The following is a 16,803-nucleotide window of genomic DNA, read 5'->3' as shown; positions in this document are numbered from 1 at the left end:
AGCGAGGAAGAAGACATGACGAAAAGATCTCTTTTTTCGACGCTCGTGAAGGTGAGCGTCCGGGCCGGCTTGGCTGCGCTGACGCTCTCATGCGTATTTGGGGTCGGGTCTGCCGCGGCGCAGGAAAACATTCCGCTCGACCGCGCACCCGATAACGGCGAAAATCTTGCTTCGCTGCAACACGGCGCCAAATTGTTTGTAAACTATTGTCTGAATTGCCATAGTGCGAACTTGATGCGCTACAGCCGGTTGCAGGATCTCGGCATTCCGCAGAAGCAAATCGAAGATAATCTGTTGTTTACGACCGACAAGGTCGGCAACACGATGTCCGTCGCGATGCGCCCGGACGACGCGAAGGCGTGGTTCGGCGTGGCGCCGCCGGATCTCTCCGTGGAAGCGCGGGCGAAAGGGCGCGACTGGCTGTACACGTATCTGCGCAGCTTCTACCGCGACGACACGCGGCCGACCGGCTGGAACAATCTGGTGTTCGAAAACGTGAGCATGCCGCACGTGCTGTGGCAGTTGCAGGGCATCCGCACGGCGAAGTTCGAGGACACGACGGACGAGGAAACCGGGGAAAAGGTCCGTCGCTTTGCCGGGTTCCAGCAGGTCACGCCCGGAACGCTCTCGCCGGTGGATTATGATGCCGACGTGGCCGACCTGGTGGCCTACCTCGGCTGGATGGCCGAACCCGAGCAGAAAACCCGCAGGCAGCTTGGCGTGTGGGTGCTCCTGTTCCTCGGCGTCTTGAGCTTTTTCGCGTGGCGATTGAACGCCGCGTACTGGAAAGATATCAAATAGGCACGTCCTGACCGACGTGGGGCCGGTGCGACGAGATGCCGTCTGACGGTTCAGGGACCGTTCGGCGGTTTTTCGCCCGCTGGCCTTTTGGGTTTATTGAGGAAATGTAAATCATGATGGTTCTGTACTCCGGCACTACCTGCCCGTTCTCCCAGCGCTGCCGGCTGGTGTTGTTCGAAAAGGGCATGGACTTCGAAATCCGCGACGTCGACCTGTTCAACAAACCGGAAGACATCGCCGTGATGAATCCGTACGGTCAGGTGCCGATTCTGGTCGAGCGCGACCTGATTCTGTACGAGTCGAACATCATCAACGAGTACATCGACGAGCGCTTCCCGCATCCGCAGCTGATGCCGGCCGACCCGGTCCAGCGCGCCCGCGCGCGTTTGTTCCTGCTCAACTTCGAGAAGGAACTGTTCGTGCACGTGAGCACGCTCGAAAACGAGAAGGGCAAGGCCGCAGAGAAGAACCACGAGAAGGCGCGCCTCGCGATCCGCGACCGCCTCACGCAGCTCGCGCCGATCTTCCTGAAGAACAAGTACATGCTGGGCGAAGAGTTCTCGATGCTCGACGTCGCAATTGCGCCGCTCTTGTGGCGCCTCGACCACTATGGCATCGAGCTGTCGAAGAATGCCGCGCCGCTCATGAAGTATGCCGAGCGCATTTTCAGCCGTCCGGCGTACATCGAAGCGCTGACGCCGTCTGAAAAGGTCATGCGTCGTTAAGCACGCAGTTGGGCATGCAGCTGGGCAGTACCCTGGCGGTTGCAGGTAACAGAGGCGGCGTGCACGGCGTGGGTGTGGATGCCGCCTCGTGAAAGGATTGTTGATGCAAGAGATTTCCACCAAGCCGTATTTGCTGCGCGCGCTGTACGAGTGGTGCACCGACAACGGCTTCACGCCGCATATCGCGGTGCGGGTCGACAACCGCACGCGCGTGCCGCGCCAGTTCGTGCGTGACGGCGAAATCGTGCTGAATATCAGCTTCGAGGCGACGAGCCAGCTGCAGATGGGCAACGAGATGATCGAGTTCCACGCGCGCTTCTCGGGCAAGTCGCACAAGATCGAGGTACCGGTGTCGAACGTGCTCGCGATCTACGCGCGCGAGAACGGCCAGGGCATGGCGTTCCCGGTCGAGTCGCCGCCCGGCGACGCCGACGACGTGCTGTCCTCCGAGGACCACGAAGAAGCCGAAGCGCATGAGGCGCACGCAGTGCGCGAGGCGCCTGCCGAAGAACCCGCTGCGCCGCTCGCGCCTCTTGCTCCGGTTGCGACGCGTGCCGCCGACAAAGATGACGAAGGCGGCAACAAGGGCGGCAAGGGCCACCTCAAGATCGTGAAATGAAGTAGAATAGCGGGCTACGCCGGCTTAGCTCATCTGGTAGAGCAGTTGATTTGTAATCATCAGGTGGCGGGTTCGAGTCCTGCAGCCGGCACCAGTTAAAACAAGGGCTTAGCTTCGGCTAGGCCCTTGCCACATCAGCGGACTGTCAACGGATCGTCAACGGCGAGAGGGCACGCCATGATGAAACATCATCCGCATCCGGGTGAAATTCTGCGCGAGACCGTGTACCTCTCGGTCTCGGTATAGCGGAAGCAGCTGAAAGACTCCGACCGTCCCGCGCTTTCGCGAGTGCTTAATGGCCTGAGAGGCGTTAGCCCGACCCGGCTACGACTTGAATGCGCAGGGGTGAGCACGGCACGGTTCTGGACGAGTCTGCAAAACGAACTTTAGGCATTGGCAGGCAGCGAAGCAGAAACAGCCTAGAGTTCGGCCTCGTGGTGGGGGGGAGCAGCCGATAGCGTTCAAGAAGATTCGATGTGCAATTGGACGATGCTAGGCATGCCATGCTCGTCAGGTGATGTCACCGAGTCGTTCTTCGAGAAGAAGACGGAATTTTGGCAATTCTGTATGCTGCGCCTCTGTCGCTTTAGTCGGCAGCTTTCTTTATACTGTACGTATACACATATAGTATTCCTTCGGCAGTGACGAGGGTAGGGGTATCGACCATGGCGAACGGAAAACTTCTACGACAATTGGTACGCGCGGGTGTCGAGGGCGACCACGAAGCTTTTCGCCGGGCGTCCGAGGCAGTTATCGCCGAGGAAAGAGGGAAGCAGCATCATTTGCTTGCCAACGATCTCGAAAAAGTTCTCTATGGGCGTCCTTCGTCCGCTTCATCGCTTTCGGTCGTCAATCTCAAGAAGTCGGTTCCTTCGGACAAGGAGCGCGGGGTTGACTTGATCGACATTCGGCAGCCGACGCGTGAACTGACCGACTTGGTGGTTAGCGCTGACGTTCGTTCGGCTATCGAGCACATCCTGCTTGAGCACAACCGCGAAGGCGCACTGACGACCTACGGGTTGGAGCCTGCACGGAAGCTACTATTCTTCGGTCCGCCGGGATGCGGCAAAACTCTCACGGCGGAAATAATTGCGACGGAACTTGATTTGCCGCTGGCGATTATTCGTCTGGATGCAGTTATCTCGTCGTACCTCGGAGAGACGGCCGCCAATCTTCGAAAGGTATTCGACTTTGTGGAGGGGCGTCCGGTCGTGGCCCTCTTCGACGAATTTGACGCGTTGGCCAAAGATAGGGGCGACTCCGGAGAGCATGGAGAACTGCGCCGCGTGGTTAATGCAGTGCTCCAAATGATCGATGAGTATCGCGGTAAGAGCGTGCTTATAGCGGCGACAAATCACGAGAATCTACTCGATTCGGCAATTTGGAGACGTTTCGATGAGACTGTCCAATTTGCTAACCCAGATGCCGTGCAGATAAAGGCGCTGTTGCAGAACAAGCTACGTGGCGTCCGGAGGAACTTCGAGCCGTCTGACGTTGCAGTGTCTTCTCGGTTCAAGGGTATGTCTCACGCGGATATCGAGCGCGTTTTGCGTCGGGCGATAAAAGAAATGGTCCTTCAGGGTCGAGAGTTCTTGGAGACCACGCACCTCGATTCTGCGGTCGCTCGTGAGCACAGACGACGCACCACCGGCAAAAGTTGCACAAAGTAGCTTTTTTGCGCATTCTTACGCGGAGACCATCAAACATATAGAACCGCGGGGGCCAAATGCCATATGAGCATCTGCGCGTAGTACGGGATGAGCCGGTAACCTTAAGGAAAAAAAATCGATTTCCTGGCTTTCCGAAGCCAAGCGACGTAAGGCAGCACGGCGTTCAGTTACAGCGCAGTCTAACCGTCGTGACTGAGGCTCCAGCGGAGCCAGGTTTCGACGAGCGTAGGCTCTTGCGTATCGATGTTCTTGAGGGGTTTCGACCGGACGACTTGGAGGTAATTCCCGGGCTCACTGTTGTAAGCCAAGAGGGGCGTTCGGTCGCGCTGCTGTTCAGCACCGAAGACGCGCTCGCGGTGGTGGACCAACGACTTACCGTGCTGGCTCGTGATGGCAATGTTACGTACGCCAACCTACTGCTCGCCATTAGGGGGTTTGATTCCTGGACGCCGGCTGACCGAACGGGGCCTGCGTTAGCACAGCTTGGGTTGCCCGATGAAAATTCGTCGATTGTGGACGTCGAGCTCTGGCCGATCGAGCGTAACGACGAGCGAGTACGTTTGGTCCGCGCGTTTGAGGAATTACTGCGAGCAGAACAGATCGAGACGCTAGATCGGCTCGATAAAGAAAGCCTGCTCATGTTCAAGCTCCGAGCGTCTGCAACGCAGGTAGACGTCTTGTTGCGCTATCGGGATGTGCGGCTAGTTGACTTGCCGCCGAGTTTCCGACTTGAGCTGCAGTCGCTGCAGCTGGACATCAACGATTTGCCCGATCTCGACCCTGTACCGGATGACGCTCCGGGCGTATGCGTTTTGGATACGGGAATTGCGGCGGCCCATCCATTGTTGGCGCCTGCGATTGGGGAAACGGGCAACTTTATAGAGCCGGGCGAGCCAGCAGCGGACGAGGATGGGCATGGTACTCGTGTTGCTGGTCTCGCCTTGTATGGTTCGATGACTGATCTGCTGCCAGATCGCTTTGCACCGCAGTTGCGACTCTTTGCGGGAAAGGTATTCAGCAATGATGGCCAAGATCAAACCCACTTCGTTGAGAAGGCAGTTGAGGATGCTGTTCGGTATTTTCGCGAACAGTATGGCTGCAAGATCTTTTGTCTTGCATATGGCGACGCGAATAAAGTGTACGACGGGAGGCATGTCCGGGGCTTGGCGTACACGCTAGATCGATTGAGCCGCGAACTGAATATCCTGTTTGTTGTACCTACTGGCAATCTTCTCACCGACGAAATACCGGACGATGCATTGCAGACATATCCCGGATATTTGTCGGGTAGTGAATTTCGCCTGCTTGATCCCGCGACTTCAATAAACTCCCTGACCGTCGGGGGACTAGCCGAATTTGAGTTGGATCATCAAGCTCAGCGATTCCCGGAAAGAATCGAGACCACCCCCATAGCAAGACGCAACCAGCCGAGCCCTTTCACGCGAAGTGGCCCTTCGGTCGCCGGAGCTGTCAAGCCGGACTTCGTCGCGTTTGGCGGAAACGTGGCGAGGCATCACCTTCGCAACGGTTTCGCAGGTCAACGTCTTGGCGTGGTTTCAACCTCACGAGATTTTGCCAATGGCAGACTTTTCGATGATGCTCCGGGCACCAGCTTCGCTGCGCCACAAGTAGCGCATCTTGCGGCAACAGTGCTGCGTTTTTTGCCAGACGCTTCTGCGAATATGGTGAGGGCTATACTTGGTGCGCATGCTCGAGTTCCTGGAGAGATTGAGACTCTCCTCGCCGAAGATAACGAGTTGAAGCTCGGCCTTGGCGGATTCGGCCGCGTAGTGACTCGACACCTATTCGAATCTGATGACGATGCCGTTACTTTGGTTGCAGAGGACGCTATCGCCACAGATCATCATCATTTTTACGAGCTGTTGTTGCCGGATGAATTTTGGCAGGGGCGCAAGAGAGCACGAGAGATTTCGGTCGCGTTGGCATACAGCCCGACGGTGAAGACGACCAGAATTGGCTACCGATCTTCAAAACTCAGTTTTAACGTAGTTGAGGCTGAAAGCCTTGAGCAGGTTAGTGGCTGGTTCAACACGAATCGCGTAGCAGCCGCGCGAAAACTGGCTGAGTCAGCGTTTGCCAATATCAATGCGACCACCCGATCAAAGGGCACGTTACAGTGTGCAACATGGACGTATAAAGTATCCAAGGATAGGCGATTGTTCATCGTCGTCACAAGAAAGGATGAGCCATGGAATCCCCGACCGGATATTCCGGAGCCTTACTCTATGGCGGTAACGTTTCGTGACCTCGAAAACGCAGACGCTAACTTGTATGTGCAGGTCCGTCAGCGCTTACGTCAGCGCGAACAGGCGCGTGTTCGCAATGTTCGTTGACCTGATCGGGTCTTTCCAATTGAGTGACGTCGCGAGTTTCAAAGCCGTCAGTGTTTTGATGCGTGGTCGAATTCGGAGTCCGGACGCTCTCCCGATTCGATAGCGAGACAAGGGGGTTGAGCCGGGTAGCCTCCTTTAAGTGATCTGGTGCCAAGTGTGAGTAACGCATCGTCATTTGTAGGCTAGAGTGCCCGAGGATGCGCTGCAACGTCAAAATGTTGCCACCATTCATCATGAAGTGGCTCGCGAAGGTGTGACGGAGTACGTGAGTGAGTTGCCCCTCCGGCAGTTCAATGCACGCATCGCGTACGCCCATGCGGAAGGCGCCCGCAGAATTTTCAAAAATGCGGTCGCCTATGACTTTTGACTTCGATGCCCGAAACGCGAGTATTTCTTCGGCTAGTGCAGGGTCGATCGGCACTGAGCGATTTTTGTCGGTCTTCGTTTGCGTGAAGTGAACGGCATTCCCGCGCAACTGCTGCACTCGGAGGCACTCGGCTTCGCTCCAACGCGCTCCTGTCGCCAAGCACAGCTTGGTAATCAGCAGCGCATCTTGTCTTTTCCGCCGACCGAGGGCGACCAGCAACGCCTCGATTTGATCCGATGTGAGAAAGGACAGCTCCCGTTCGGCTATCCGAAATTGGCGGAGGCGTGCGAGCGGGTTTGCTCCCTGCCAATGACCGAGACGAGCGAGCTCGTTGAAGACGGCTCGCAAATACGCGTGCTCACGATTGACCGTGTTGGCCGTTACGCCCTCGGCGATCCGCGACGCCCTATAAGACGCGAAGTCGTCTGCGCTAAATGCTGTCGCCAACGGGTTGCCTAGCGCAATGCAGACGCGCTGGAGCGTCGGATACGTGCGGGTGTGCCGCAACTGCATTCCATGATGGAGATTCCATAGCTCGATGAGCTCCGACAGTCGCCGCGAGTCTCTGGGTGCAGGCACCCACTCGGGCGCTTGAGCAACCTTCGCCGTGAGCCATGCTTCGTACGCTTTCGCTTCGGCTTGCGTCTTGAGCGTTTTCCGGTAGCGCTTCCCTCCGCGGCCCCCAGGCTGGATATCAACGAGCCAGCCGCTCTTAGTCTTCTTGATGGTCATCTTGTCGAGCGAATAACGCGCCGAAGACCTTGCTGAGCAACGCCTTAGGGTTTTGGAGCAACCGCTTGTCGATCTTCACGGACGAGAGAACGTTATCGAACCAACCGAAGCCGTCCTTCCGTAATTGATCCTCGGCGTCCCGTCGGGCCTTACGGATCGATAGATATTCGGGATCCAGGGCCAGCGGATAGAAATCATGCCGGCCGGATTCGCCGAGTACGCGCATCGCCTTTTCGTACGAAACGTTCGCTGCCGGCGATATCACTTTCTCCATGGCTTGAAGAGCCGCGTCTTGGATTTGTCGCCGACGCAACGCTCGTTGATCGTCGTCGGTCGGTTCACTGTTGCGCGCTGCGATCAGATAGCGAAATTCTCGTGTCGCCCAAGGCTGTTCCACCCCGCGCATAACCGGGTACCCGCTTGCAGCCGTTGCCGGCGCTATGTGGTTCCGTTCGGGATCGGTGATGCCTGTTACGAGCCAGAAGGCGTACTGCGGCCATCTTTGGCTTATGGCCTCAATCATCTCTGCGGTCGGGCGCTGCTTACCGTACCAAAACGACTTCCAAGTATCTGGATGGACATTCGAGATTTCCTCCAGCTCCTTGTAGCGTCGCCGGTTGTCCGTCTCGGCTTCAATGATCGCCTTCATTCGCGTGGCTATGGGGTGCATGTGCATGACCGTTGACAAGAAATCGTTCCGTGACTATAAATCACTAACAGTGGTAATTTACCACTATCACTGGTGATTCTCCAAGGAGCGATTATGGCGTCAATAACCGAAGCGGCAAAGAGCGCGCCGAGCCTTCCGGTGCTTCCACCGGTTCCGATGATGTCGCGCGAGGCCTTCGCCGCGGCGATCGGCCTACCGGTCGGCGTTATCGTCGGGTTCTGCAACAAGGGTTATCTGCCGACGGTAAGTGTAGGGAAGTACAGCCTGATCAACGTCGCGCTCCTTCAGCAACGGTGTCTCGAACAAGGGTTCTCGCTGTGACGTCATCTGCGATGGTCCGAGATCGATCGGCATTTCCTCACCATGCGGGCGGAGTGGTTCGCGTAACCCACAGAACCCGATGGGGATCAGTTCCCGAAGCGTTGTTGGAGGATGACCGCCTAGCACTCGACAGCCGAGCAGTCGCTGCGTGGCTTGCCGTGAAGCCGGCTGGTTGGCAGGTTAGCGTGCAAGCGCTTCGAATTCGGTTGCAGGTCCGTAAGGATCGTTGGCAGCGGATGGCGGGGGAACTGGAAGCTGCCGGCTATCTGATCCGCGAAAAGCGGCAGGGGGCGGGAGGAAAGTGGATATGGAATATCGAGTTCAACCCGGAGCCTCTCGTTGCGCCTACGGCGAACTCCGTAGCCGGATTTTCCGGCTCCGGCGTTTCCGCCTCCGGCGGACCCGCGTACGGCTCAGCCGGCGCCGGTGGAAGCGGCCATAAAGGTTTACCAAGCCAAGACATACCAAAGTCAGTTAACACCACCACTACAACCACCTCGTCGAACGACGTTGTGCGTGGTTGTGAGAGAAGGCTACGAAAGCCCGAAAACATCGAGCCATGCGGCGCCCGCGACTTGATCTTTCCTCCGCAGCTACCACCGAGCGAACGAGCTGCGATCCTGGGTCTTCTCGAGACTCTCGCGAGCACGGAGGCCTGTAGAGCGCAGGAGTTGCTCGACGAACTGGCGGATGCCATCGAGACTAGGGCGATTCGGACCACGCCGCTCAGATGGTTTCGTGCAGTTCTGAGAAAGCTTCATGACGGAAGTTTCGTTCCGCTCGGAGCCGTGCGCGTCAAAGCTCGTCGTGAAGCAAGCGAGCAGCAGCGTATCGCCGAATTGCGGACGAAAGACGGTCCCCGCAGCGATCCACAGATTGCTCGCCCCGCGCTCGACGCCATCAAAGAGATCACCCAGCGGAAGCGAGGAAACAGCCATGCGTAGAGCCATCTCGGCAGCAATTGTGATCGTAACCATCTGCGCGTTTCTCGCTCTTCGCTGGATTCGGCCTGTCGTGAGATGGCCTCTGCTACTGCTATCCGGCGTATCGCTGTTTGTACTTGTGGCGACACTTGTTATCCCCTATCCCGTACCGGTCCGGAATCAGTTGCTGATGGCAACGGTTGGAACCGGCGCACTGGCGCTGACGTATGCCTACGACGCGATTTTGGGCTTTCTGGCCGGGTGCAGCGAGGGGATTCGAGGAGCGTCATGAACCATAGCCAAATGTGCCAACCAGCGGCGGGAGCCGCTATCGAGGGGGAACTCCTCGCCTTTGCAAACAACGACGACATAGTCGCGCGGGAGCGCGACGAAGCGCTTCGATGCCTTGTGCGCTCGTGTATTGCGCAATACAGGCCGACGAAAACTTTCGTCAACGAAAGTGGCGATGTGTCTTGTGTGCTAGGGCAGGAAACACTTTCTTCTAGAAAGTGGGCACGCGGCGGAGCCGTGACATGAAAGAGTACGAGACGATCCGGGCGCGCGTGTCACGAGAAACCAAGCTGAAGTTTGCTGCGGCGGCACAGCGCCACGGTTGTCGAAGCGAAGCGCAACTCCTACGGCTGATGCTGGACAAGGTGTTGCATACCGAAGAGAAACCCGCTTTACCGCCTACGCGGAAGTCGCGGAGCGCAGGGACGCAGGTGAACGTCTTGCTGACCTCCGAAGAGCATCAGCTACTAACGGCAGCGGCTACGGGGGAGGGCCTTCGAAGGACGGAATGGATCGTTAAGCTCATACGGGCGACATTGCTCCGGCAGCCACAGTTCAACCGTGCCGAGGTTGACGCCTTGGCCGAGTCGAGCAGGCAACTTGCGGCGATTGGGAGGAACCTCAATCAGATCGCCCGTACTCTGAACATGGAGCCGAATGCGAGTCGAAGCATGACGGTCGAGCGTGTCGAAACGCTCAGCGCAGAAATCAAGCGGCATTGCGCTCTCGTCGCGGAACTGACGGATGCGAGCATTAGCCGAAGGAGTGCGAAGCCATGAGCAACCGCAAGGTCGAAAAACTCTTCGATACTTTAGGGATACTGGATTCATCGGATTCGGAAGAACTCCGACGACTAACATCGGTTCGCGCCGGACGGCAATCGACCGGGCAAGTGCGGCCTTCGCTTCCTGACCTGCATATGCGCAGTAGCCGGCGCGCTGTTGCCAGCACGGATACGGCGCGAGCGGCGATAGCGCGTGTTGTGCATCGAGCGCCGGAGGCGGTTGTGAAGGTTAGCAGTGTCGCGAAAACGACCGGTCGCGTCTGGGCTCATTTGACGTATATCACTCGAAATGGCCGGCTCACAGCCGAGACGGATAGCGGCCAACAACTCACGTGTCTCGATGATGTGCGCGAGTTGCAGCAGCACTGGTCTGAATGGTGCGGCAAGCGACGCTCGAATGGAAAGCTCACAGTCAATTTGGTGCTGTCGATGCCTGCCGATACGAACGTCGAGCGGTTTACGTCGGCGGTCAGGGAATTTTCGCGAGAAGCGTTCGCGGGGCACGAGTACGTTTTCGCACTCCACACGCCCGATACTGATCCAGATCCACAAGCACCACCGCATCCGCACGCTCATGTATGCGTGAAAGCAGGCTCGGTGGATGGGCAACGACTACTTCACGGGCCGCCTCAGCTTTGGGAGTTTAGGCAACTGTTCGCTCAGAAACTACGTGAACACGGAATTCAGGCCGCAGCTACGCCGAGATCTATCCGCGGCGTTGTCCGCAAGGGAAAACGACAGAACATGTACCACATGTCCAAGAACCGCCAGGACAATCCCTGTCGGTCGAATGTGGAGCTCGCCAAGCTTCGAGCTGCTGCCAATGCCGTACTGACTGGAAAGAGCGCCGATGGCGTATGGGAGGCGGCAGCTGCACGCAGGCATGAAGAAGTGACCAATACGTGGCTGGAACTCGCTGACGCGCTTCGAGCCTCTGGTAAGCCGGGTGACGCGCTTCTGAGCAACGACATTAGACGTTTCGTGAGCAGCGTGCCGGTGCCGATGACAGAGCGGCAGCACACCGCTAGCCGGATGAGGAAGACGAGGGAAGGGCATGATCGTCTCAGTGACGAGAGGCCGAAGGTCGCAAGTGCGGCAGGAACTCATGTGCAGAAGTCGAGGCCGAGCGTGATTCCAACGCGCGATAGTGCGTCAAGGAAAGATGACCATGAGCGTTGAGCTCGTCGCCCTTGCTTGTCTTGCTGCGCCCCAGGTTCTGTTGTTTCGCGCGTCGTTCGAAGCACAACGATGCGCTCTTCGTAGCGGGACGAACGAGCGGTGAGACGCTCCTTCGTCCCTAACCACGACCCACCTGCAAGGAGGTGAATCATGGCTGACATCAATAGTAACGCGTCCCCCGATTTACTCACGTGGTACACGTCGCTTCAGGAGGCCGTCCATGGGATGGGCCAATGCATCGATCTGATGAGGCCGAATCCGATGTACGAGGACCTCGCGGCAATGCTGGGCGTTTTCTACGAGCGCCTGGATCATCTGGTGGTCGAGGGCTTTCCCGCCGTCACGGAGGTTCTGTGATGACCGATAGCGTGGCTCGCCTCGAAACGGCATTGGAGGTGCTCAACTCGATGATCGGATTCATCGTGAGCGAAATAGCGGCGGAGGAAGCAAAGCCTCGGCCTGACGCGAAGATGTTGGCGCGCTTACATATCAAGCGGCAGCTACTCGCCTTTGAGCGACGTACGCTTGATGCATACGACGATGTAGCAATCGAACGCGTATGCCGTGACTACGGCAGCTTTCTGAAGGCCCAGCGTGCCGGCAAAACTTTAGTCAACGAAAGTCCGGCTCGCCGGCAATAGCAAGGAGAGAGCGCCATGACGCTGACAATTTTCGCAAACATCTTCACGCACTTCCAAGCTGCGATTGATGCGTTCCTGAACGCCGCAGTCCAGCGGACGATTACTGCGATGCTGCCTGTAGTAACAACGTGCCTCGGGATCTACTTCATTCTCTATTCTTGGGCGGGCATTCGCGGAAAAGTGCAGGATTGGGGCAATGACATGGTATTCCGGATCATCAAGATAACGCTGATCCTGAGCATCGGCTTTTCCATCGCTGGGTACGGGCAGTACGTGCTCGATCCCGTGCTGAATTTGCCGACAGATCTCACGAGCATCGTTACTGGGCAGACCGCTGACACCGTTGCCGGTCCATCGATCCTCGATCAACAACTGGGTCAGGCATGGTCGCTTGGGAGCGATGCGTTCTCTCGGGGTTCTTTGCTAACCTCTAACGGATTTTCATTCTTCTTTTCGGGGATAGTGTATTACGGGGCTGGGCTCATCATGACCGTCTATGCCGCCTACCTCATCCTGCTCTCAAAGGGCATGTTGACCGTACTGTTGGCTTTTGGTCCGATTTTCATCGGCTGCCTGATTTTCGACGTTACGAAGCGGTTCTTCGATGCGTGGGTAGGTCTGATCGTCAACTACGTTTTCGTCAACGTATTTGCGGTGACAGTGCTGTCGTTCACGTACGTCGCATTTCAGCAGTACATGGATTCGATGACTCCGACCTCCGGCCTCGGCAGTGCGTTGGGTTTGCTGCTGATTGCGATCATCGACGTGCTCGTCATCATGGGTGTTACCCACGTGGCATCTAGCCTCGCCGGAGGTGCGCCGATCGGCACCGGCTTCGGGAACTGGGTCGTATCTTCAGCGACTGGCGGTGCGTCGCGCATCATCGCGCGCGCGGCCGGTCAAGGCTCGAAATGGGCGGGCGGTAAAGCACTGGGTGGTGCGCAAGCTGGCGCGCGCCATGCTATTGGCGCCGGCCAGGCTGCCGCTCGCGCTGCGACGAGTCGATTCCGCATGAACAGCGTCAAGGGTCTATAGGCGCTGGCTAAAATTCCCTTATCTGCTGACCGATATAGAGGACGAAAAATTGAAGAAGCTCTTGGGTATTGTGCTTGGACTACTTGTGGCGATACTTTCCGGCTGCAACAGGAATTCGCCGGATACGCTGGAGGGGATGTACGGCGCGAAGCAAAACGGAAAAGTCGAACCGGTGATCAAGGTGGAAAAGACGGCCGCCGGCTACGTGTTCGATGATTACAGCAATGGAAGCTGGCGATCCGGCTCTGACTTTGCGCAGCCGGTGACCAAGGACGAGTTTGAAAAATTGGTCGGCGGCTCGGTGAACGGTCCATTCATCGGGCTGAAAACGAGGGTCGCCTTGGTGGCAAAGGTCCAGCCCGGTTTTACGGCGGGGAAATTCAAGACCTCCACTGGTTATCTGATGGTGTTCATGTTTGGTCCGGTCGAACTCTCCAAGCTTTAGCGAATACAAGGATGAGGGACTTTGAACACTGGCTCGCGTCCGCGCATCCACGTTCCTTTGATTGCCTCGCGCTCCCGCGCGAGGCCGACGAACGAAACCGAGTATCGTAGAGGCGAGGGCGTGACCCTCGGCGGCAGCTCCCGCCGCAAACGTAGCAACGCGCGTCTAGACCGTCGCTTGGTACGTTACGATACGATTGATACGTTACGTTATGCTATGAAATCGCGATTACCGTCATCTGGAGCTCACGATGTGGGCCACGCGTCTGACGTCGAGCTCGGTCAGAGAGTGGCGGCACGCGCGCGATTCCAGCAAGAGGCCGTGAATTCCTGGCTGGAGTTCCAAAAGACGGGCTTGCACCTCACTGGTGAGGAGGTATGGCGATGGCTAGACACGTGGGGTACCGAGAACGAAAGCACAGTGCCGGAATGTCACAATTAACCGCAGGTGACGCCTATGTGGGCTCCACTGCTGTTACAAGAATGAGGGACTGGTGAATATTGAGAGTGATGGCGTGCTCTACCTCGTAATCTGACTCTGCCAAACGTGTCGCTCGCATAGGACGGCTCACTCTGCGCTGAAGCTTTTCTCAAAGGCCAGCCTCAACTGCTTTGCAGTAACAAGATTTCTCGACCAAAAGCAGACTTCGAGAAACCAATCCCGCTTGGAAAGCCAGGCCAGCAAAGAGTACCAGGCGTGAGCAACCCTTTGACCGTGAAACTCAGAGAGGAATGCCATGCCACGATAATTGACGCGGAATTCGTGCTTCTCGCTTTCTAGGAAGTCGAGGTTCCACCATTTCCCCCACCGAAACACGTCGCTCTTGCGGAGGCCCATTGCCGCTTCGAGGTTATCGAAGGGGTGGCCGTAATCCGACACGTCGCGCGGCAGCGGAATTGGTTCGCCATCTTCATTGATCAGCTCTTTCAATTCGATTCGCACGGTATCGTATGGAACATGGACCATATTGCCCCGGACCTCGACTTGTCGCAGCGGGATGCTTGGGACGGCCGCGACAGTCGGCGTTTCGCCGACGTCGTAAAGGACCACGGTTGATTGATAGCGAAGCGTTTCGAGCGATGCGGTTACGCATAGTGTGACCCGCTTAAACGACCTCCCTTCCTTCGCCTTGATCCATAACGTGCATGCCTCTTGCTTTTTCCCGAGAAACACCTTTCTCCAGTTCACACTGTATGAGAAGTAATCGCCTAGTTCGTCCAGCCAAAGCCCTTTAACGTCCCGATAGGACTTATGCCGTGTGGATAGCTCGTAGGCTGCACGAAACAGGATCTGAGTGACGAGTTCGAGGGGCTTTTTCAGCAAGCTCCAGATTGCCGATACCGTGCTCTTCACTGCGATAGATGCTACGCTGACCGATGGTTCCATTCTTTCGTCTAATGCTGTCCGGTGGCCGATGCCTCGGGTAACGATCAGCCGTGCGTCAACGAGCTGTCAACGCAATAGTTAGCGAACGAGGGCATGAAGTGATCCGTGCGCGACTCCACGCCCGTGTAGTAAGCGATAGTGGCCTATAGTGCCAGTTCACGAGGCATTTGTAATCATCAGGTGGCGGGTTCGAGTCCTGCAGCCGGCACCAATAAAATCAATGGGTTACGTGAATTTCACGTAACCCATTGTGCTTTCTGGGCGTTGAAAAGTACATTTTTGGTACAGTCAGCTTTCAGAACAGCCACATGGCAATCATCGTCAAGACACCTTCCGGCACCTGGAAGGCGGTCATTCGCAAGATCGGCTGGCCGACTACGGCCAAGACTTTCCGCACCAAACACGATGCCGAGGATTGGGCGCGCCGGACCGAAGACGAGATGGTACGGGGCGTCTACCTGTCTCGCCCGCCCTCCGAAAAGCTGACGGTGTCGGCCGCGTTGAAGCGGTACATGGAAGAGGTGTCGGCTACCAAGAAGGCGACCACGCAACGCAGCGAGAAATTCACACGGAGTCACCTCGACGCCTTCTTCGGCAAGTAAGATGTTCCCGCCATTCATCATAAAATGGCTCGCGAACGTGTGACGCAGAACATGCGTAAGTTGCCCTTCAGGCAAGTCAATTTGTGCATCTTCGATTGCCATGCGGAAGGTTCCGGCAGAGTTTTCGAAAAAGCGATCGCCGATAGCTTTCGGCTTTGAGGCGTGGAAAGCTAGTATTTCATCGGCTAACGTACCATCGATGGGCACTGAGCGATTTTTATCAGTCTTTGTTTGCGTGTAGTGCACTGCGTTTCCCCGCAGTTGTTGCATGCGAAGACTCTCGGCTTCGCTCCAACGAGTTCCTGTCGCCAAGCACAGCTTGGTAATCAGTTGCGCATCTTTTCTTTTCCTCCGACCGAGGGCGTTCAGCAATGCCTCGATCTGCTCCGATGTTAGAAAGGATAGCTCTCGTTCGGCGATCCGAAATTGACGGAGGCGTGCTAGCGGGTTTGCTCCAGGCCAATGGCCGAGACGCGCGAGCTCGTTGAAGACGGCTCTCAAATAGGCGTGCTCGCGATTGACGGTGTTTGCCGTGACGCCCTCTGCGATCCTCGACGCCCGATAAGCCGCAAAGTCATCAGCGCTGAATGCTGTCGCTAGCGGGTTGCCTAGCGCAACGCAAATGCGTTGGAGCGTCGGGTACGTGCGCGTATGCCGCAACTGCATTCCGTGATGAAGATTCCATAGTTCGATGAGTTCCGACAGCCGCCGGGAGTCTTTCGGATCGGCTACCCATATCAACGTCACGCGGCATGTCCACGGACTGGATGCTCTTTTGCGCGTCGGGAGATGGTCTGCACGCCTGGCGTCGTTTCCGTTGCCGCGCGGCAAGGTGTTATCCATATGACGTTGACGGCGCTACTGCGCCGCGTGAAAGCCGCCAGCGATACGTCGAAGCGCGTCGTGACGGCGCACGGCTATCGAAGCTCGTTTCGCGATTGGGCCAGCGAAAACGGCTACGCCCGCGACCTTGCCGAGCGGGCGCTCGTCACGCCGTCTCGATGCTGCGATCTCCGGCGTAAGCGTAGTACTTCTCGCCGTCGCAATAGAGGCCACGCGGTTCATAGAGCGCACAGGGCCACGAAGTGAAGTGCGCAACCGAATCATGGACGTGTTCGGCCAGCAGTCCGTCAACGGAGGCCGGCAAGGCGCTTCGGTTATCCCAGGCGTTGAGGATCAGGTCTTCATACGGGGTCCGCTTGCGCGGCTCGGGCGGCGGCCAGTCGCGGTTGCTTGCGGGGCGCACGATGGGGTTATG

Annotated in this window: 16 protein-coding genes, 1 tRNA gene and 3 pseudogenes; 15 read left to right on the top strand and 5 right to left on the bottom strand. The window is 57.3% G+C overall.

Annotated features, from left to right (window positions below; translation table 11 throughout):
- Positions 1 to 15: 15 nt before the first annotated feature.
- The 6 genes from BHE01S_RS27915 (at position 16) to BHE01S_RS37185 (ending at position 6,169) form a co-directional block, all read left to right on the top strand.
- Positions 16 to 801 (top strand): cytochrome c1, encoded by a 786-nt coding sequence (locus BHE01S_RS27915; protein ID WP_084069316.1) that lies wholly within the window; start codon positions 16 to 18, stop codon positions 799 to 801.
- Between the two features lie 113 nt (positions 802 to 914).
- Positions 915 to 1,526, top strand: a complete 612-nt coding sequence (locus BHE01S_RS27910) for a glutathione S-transferase N-terminal domain-containing protein (RefSeq protein ID WP_027797364.1) — start codon at positions 915 to 917, stop codon at positions 1,524 to 1,526.
- 103 nt (positions 1,527 to 1,629) lie between these two features.
- Entirely contained in the window at positions 1,630 to 2,145 is a 516-nt protein-coding gene (locus BHE01S_RS27905) for a ClpXP protease specificity-enhancing factor (RefSeq protein WP_042269632.1), read from the top strand.
- Positions 2,146 to 2,163: 18 nt separating this feature from the next.
- Positions 2,164 to 2,239: transfer RNA gene (locus BHE01S_RS27900), tRNA-Thr, on the top strand.
- A 571-nt stretch (positions 2,240 to 2,810) separates the two neighbouring features.
- Positions 2,811 to 3,815 (top strand): AAA family ATPase, encoded by a 1,005-nt coding sequence (locus tag BHE01S_RS27895; RefSeq protein ID WP_042269630.1) that lies wholly within the window; start codon positions 2,811 to 2,813, stop codon positions 3,813 to 3,815.
- 233 nt (positions 3,816 to 4,048) lie between these two features.
- Entirely contained in the window at positions 4,049 to 6,169 is a 2,121-nt protein-coding gene (locus BHE01S_RS37185) for a S8 family peptidase (RefSeq protein WP_232436245.1), read from the top strand.
- Here BHE01S_RS37185 and BHE01S_RS27875 read toward each other — a convergent pair.
- Together BHE01S_RS27875 and BHE01S_RS27870 are read right to left on the bottom strand one after the other, a co-directional pair.
- Positions 6,099 to 7,268 (bottom strand): phage integrase, encoded by a 1,170-nt coding sequence (locus tag BHE01S_RS27875; RefSeq protein WP_063769109.1) that lies wholly within the window; start codon positions 7,266 to 7,268, stop codon positions 6,099 to 6,101. The two genes, BHE01S_RS37185 and BHE01S_RS27875, sit on opposite strands and share 71 nt — an antisense overlap.
- Positions 7,249 to 7,956 carry a hypothetical protein gene (locus tag BHE01S_RS27870; protein WP_167337716.1) on the bottom strand — a complete coding sequence of 236 codons (708 nt, stop codon included), beginning with the start codon at positions 7,954 to 7,956 and terminating at the stop codon, positions 7,249 to 7,251. Before BHE01S_RS27870 ends, BHE01S_RS27875 begins: the two co-directional genes overlap by 20 nt.
- A gap of 75 nt (positions 7,957 to 8,031) precedes the next feature.
- On the opposite strand from BHE01S_RS27870, the gene BHE01S_RS27865 reads away from it, so the two are divergent.
- From BHE01S_RS27865 to BHE01S_RS27835, 8 genes are all read left to right on the top strand, one after another.
- A complete protein-coding gene (locus tag BHE01S_RS27865; RefSeq protein WP_042269620.1) occupies positions 8,032 to 8,259 on the top strand; it encodes a hypothetical protein in 228 nt (75 codons plus the stop codon).
- Positions 8,260 to 8,495: 236 nt separating this feature from the next.
- Positions 8,496 to 9,203 (top strand): hypothetical protein, encoded by a 708-nt coding sequence (locus BHE01S_RS38085; protein ID WP_157025682.1) that lies wholly within the window; start codon positions 8,496 to 8,498, stop codon positions 9,201 to 9,203.
- 512 nt (positions 9,204 to 9,715) lie between these two features.
- Positions 9,716 to 10,252 carry a plasmid mobilization relaxosome protein MobC gene (gene mobC / locus BHE01S_RS27855; RefSeq protein WP_052406160.1) on the top strand — a complete coding sequence of 179 codons (537 nt, stop codon included), beginning with the start codon at positions 9,716 to 9,718 and terminating at the stop codon, positions 10,250 to 10,252.
- Positions 10,249 to 11,436 carry a relaxase/mobilization nuclease domain-containing protein gene (locus BHE01S_RS38075; RefSeq protein WP_157025678.1) on the top strand — a complete coding sequence of 396 codons (1,188 nt, stop codon included), beginning with the start codon at positions 10,249 to 10,251 and terminating at the stop codon, positions 11,434 to 11,436. The genes mobC and BHE01S_RS38075 overlap by 4 nt, the downstream gene beginning before the upstream one ends.
- 150 nt (positions 11,437 to 11,586) lie before the next feature.
- Positions 11,587 to 11,793: a hypothetical protein gene (locus BHE01S_RS27850; protein WP_042269616.1), complete on the top strand. Its 207-nt coding sequence runs from the start codon at positions 11,587 to 11,589 to the stop codon at positions 11,791 to 11,793.
- A complete protein-coding gene (locus BHE01S_RS27845; protein ID WP_042269613.1) occupies positions 11,793 to 12,077 on the top strand; it encodes a hypothetical protein in 285 nt (94 codons plus the stop codon). The genes BHE01S_RS27850 and BHE01S_RS27845 overlap by 1 nt, the downstream gene beginning before the upstream one ends.
- Before the next feature lie 15 nt (positions 12,078 to 12,092).
- The gene (locus tag BHE01S_RS27840) at positions 12,093 to 13,112 is read left to right on the top strand and encodes a type IV secretion system protein (RefSeq protein ID WP_042269610.1); all 1,020 of its coding nucleotides are present in this window, start codon (positions 12,093 to 12,095) and stop codon (positions 13,110 to 13,112) included.
- 49 nt (positions 13,113 to 13,161) lie between these two features.
- The gene (locus tag BHE01S_RS27835; RefSeq protein WP_084069314.1) at positions 13,162 to 13,557 is read left to right on the top strand and encodes a hypothetical protein; all 396 of its coding nucleotides are present in this window, start codon (positions 13,162 to 13,164) and stop codon (positions 13,555 to 13,557) included.
- Between the two features lie 567 nt (positions 13,558 to 14,124).
- Here the strand turns inward: BHE01S_RS27835 and BHE01S_RS27830 are convergent.
- On the bottom strand, positions 14,125 to 14,943 hold the full coding sequence (locus BHE01S_RS27830; protein WP_042269607.1) for a hypothetical protein: 819 nt from the start codon (positions 14,941 to 14,943) through the stop codon (positions 14,125 to 14,127).
- 308 nt (positions 14,944 to 15,251) lie between these two features.
- Between BHE01S_RS27830 and BHE01S_RS39295 the strand changes: the two are divergent.
- Positions 15,252 to 15,542: pseudogene (locus BHE01S_RS39295) on the top strand (site-specific integrase); the annotation flags it as partial.
- Between the two features lie 15 nt (positions 15,543 to 15,557).
- Here the strand turns inward: BHE01S_RS39295 and BHE01S_RS39915 are convergent.
- Both BHE01S_RS39915 and BHE01S_RS38525 read right to left on the bottom strand, forming a co-directional pair.
- Positions 15,558 to 16,388, bottom strand: a pseudogene (locus BHE01S_RS39915) (phage integrase); the annotation flags it as partial.
- Between the two features lie 145 nt (positions 16,389 to 16,533).
- Positions 16,534 to 16,803: pseudogene (locus tag BHE01S_RS38525) on the bottom strand (hypothetical protein); the annotation flags it as partial.

Source organism: Paraburkholderia heleia NBRC 101817 (assembly GCF_000739775.1).
Taxonomy (GTDB): Bacteria; Pseudomonadota; Gammaproteobacteria; order Burkholderiales; family Burkholderiaceae; genus Paraburkholderia; species Paraburkholderia heleia.
The sequence above is the reverse complement of the archived record's forward strand: the minus strand, read 5'-3'. Positions and strand labels throughout refer to the sequence as shown.

Coding starts and splice junctions, on each gene's coding strand:
- BHE01S_RS27850 (WP_042269616.1), top strand. CDS start 11,587: ATGGCTGACATCAATAGTAACGCGTCCCCCGATTTACTCACGTGGTAC.
- BHE01S_RS38085 (WP_157025682.1), top strand. CDS start 8,496: ATGGCGGGGGAACTGGAAGCTGCCGGCTATCTGATCCGCGAAAAGCGG.
- BHE01S_RS27830 (WP_042269607.1), bottom strand. CDS start 14,943: ATGGAACCATCGGTCAGCGTAGCATCTATCGCAGTGAAGAGCACGGTA.
- BHE01S_RS27845 (WP_042269613.1), top strand. CDS start 11,793: ATGACCGATAGCGTGGCTCGCCTCGAAACGGCATTGGAGGTGCTCAAC.
- BHE01S_RS27895 (WP_042269630.1), top strand. CDS start 2,811: ATGGCGAACGGAAAACTTCTACGACAATTGGTACGCGCGGGTGTCGAG.
- BHE01S_RS27865 (WP_042269620.1), top strand. CDS start 8,032: ATGGCGTCAATAACCGAAGCGGCAAAGAGCGCGCCGAGCCTTCCGGTG.
- BHE01S_RS27905 (WP_042269632.1), top strand. CDS start 1,630: ATGCAAGAGATTTCCACCAAGCCGTATTTGCTGCGCGCGCTGTACGAG.
- BHE01S_RS27915 (WP_084069316.1), top strand. CDS start 16: ATGACGAAAAGATCTCTTTTTTCGACGCTCGTGAAGGTGAGCGTCCGG.
- BHE01S_RS27840 (WP_042269610.1), top strand. CDS start 12,093: ATGACGCTGACAATTTTCGCAAACATCTTCACGCACTTCCAAGCTGCG.
- BHE01S_RS27875 (WP_063769109.1), bottom strand. CDS start 7,268: ATGACCATCAAGAAGACTAAGAGCGGCTGGCTCGTTGATATCCAGCCT.
- BHE01S_RS27910 (WP_027797364.1), top strand. CDS start 915: ATGATGGTTCTGTACTCCGGCACTACCTGCCCGTTCTCCCAGCGCTGC.
- BHE01S_RS38075 (WP_157025678.1), top strand. CDS start 10,249: ATGAGCAACCGCAAGGTCGAAAAACTCTTCGATACTTTAGGGATACTG.
- mobC (WP_052406160.1), top strand. CDS start 9,716: ATGAAAGAGTACGAGACGATCCGGGCGCGCGTGTCACGAGAAACCAAG.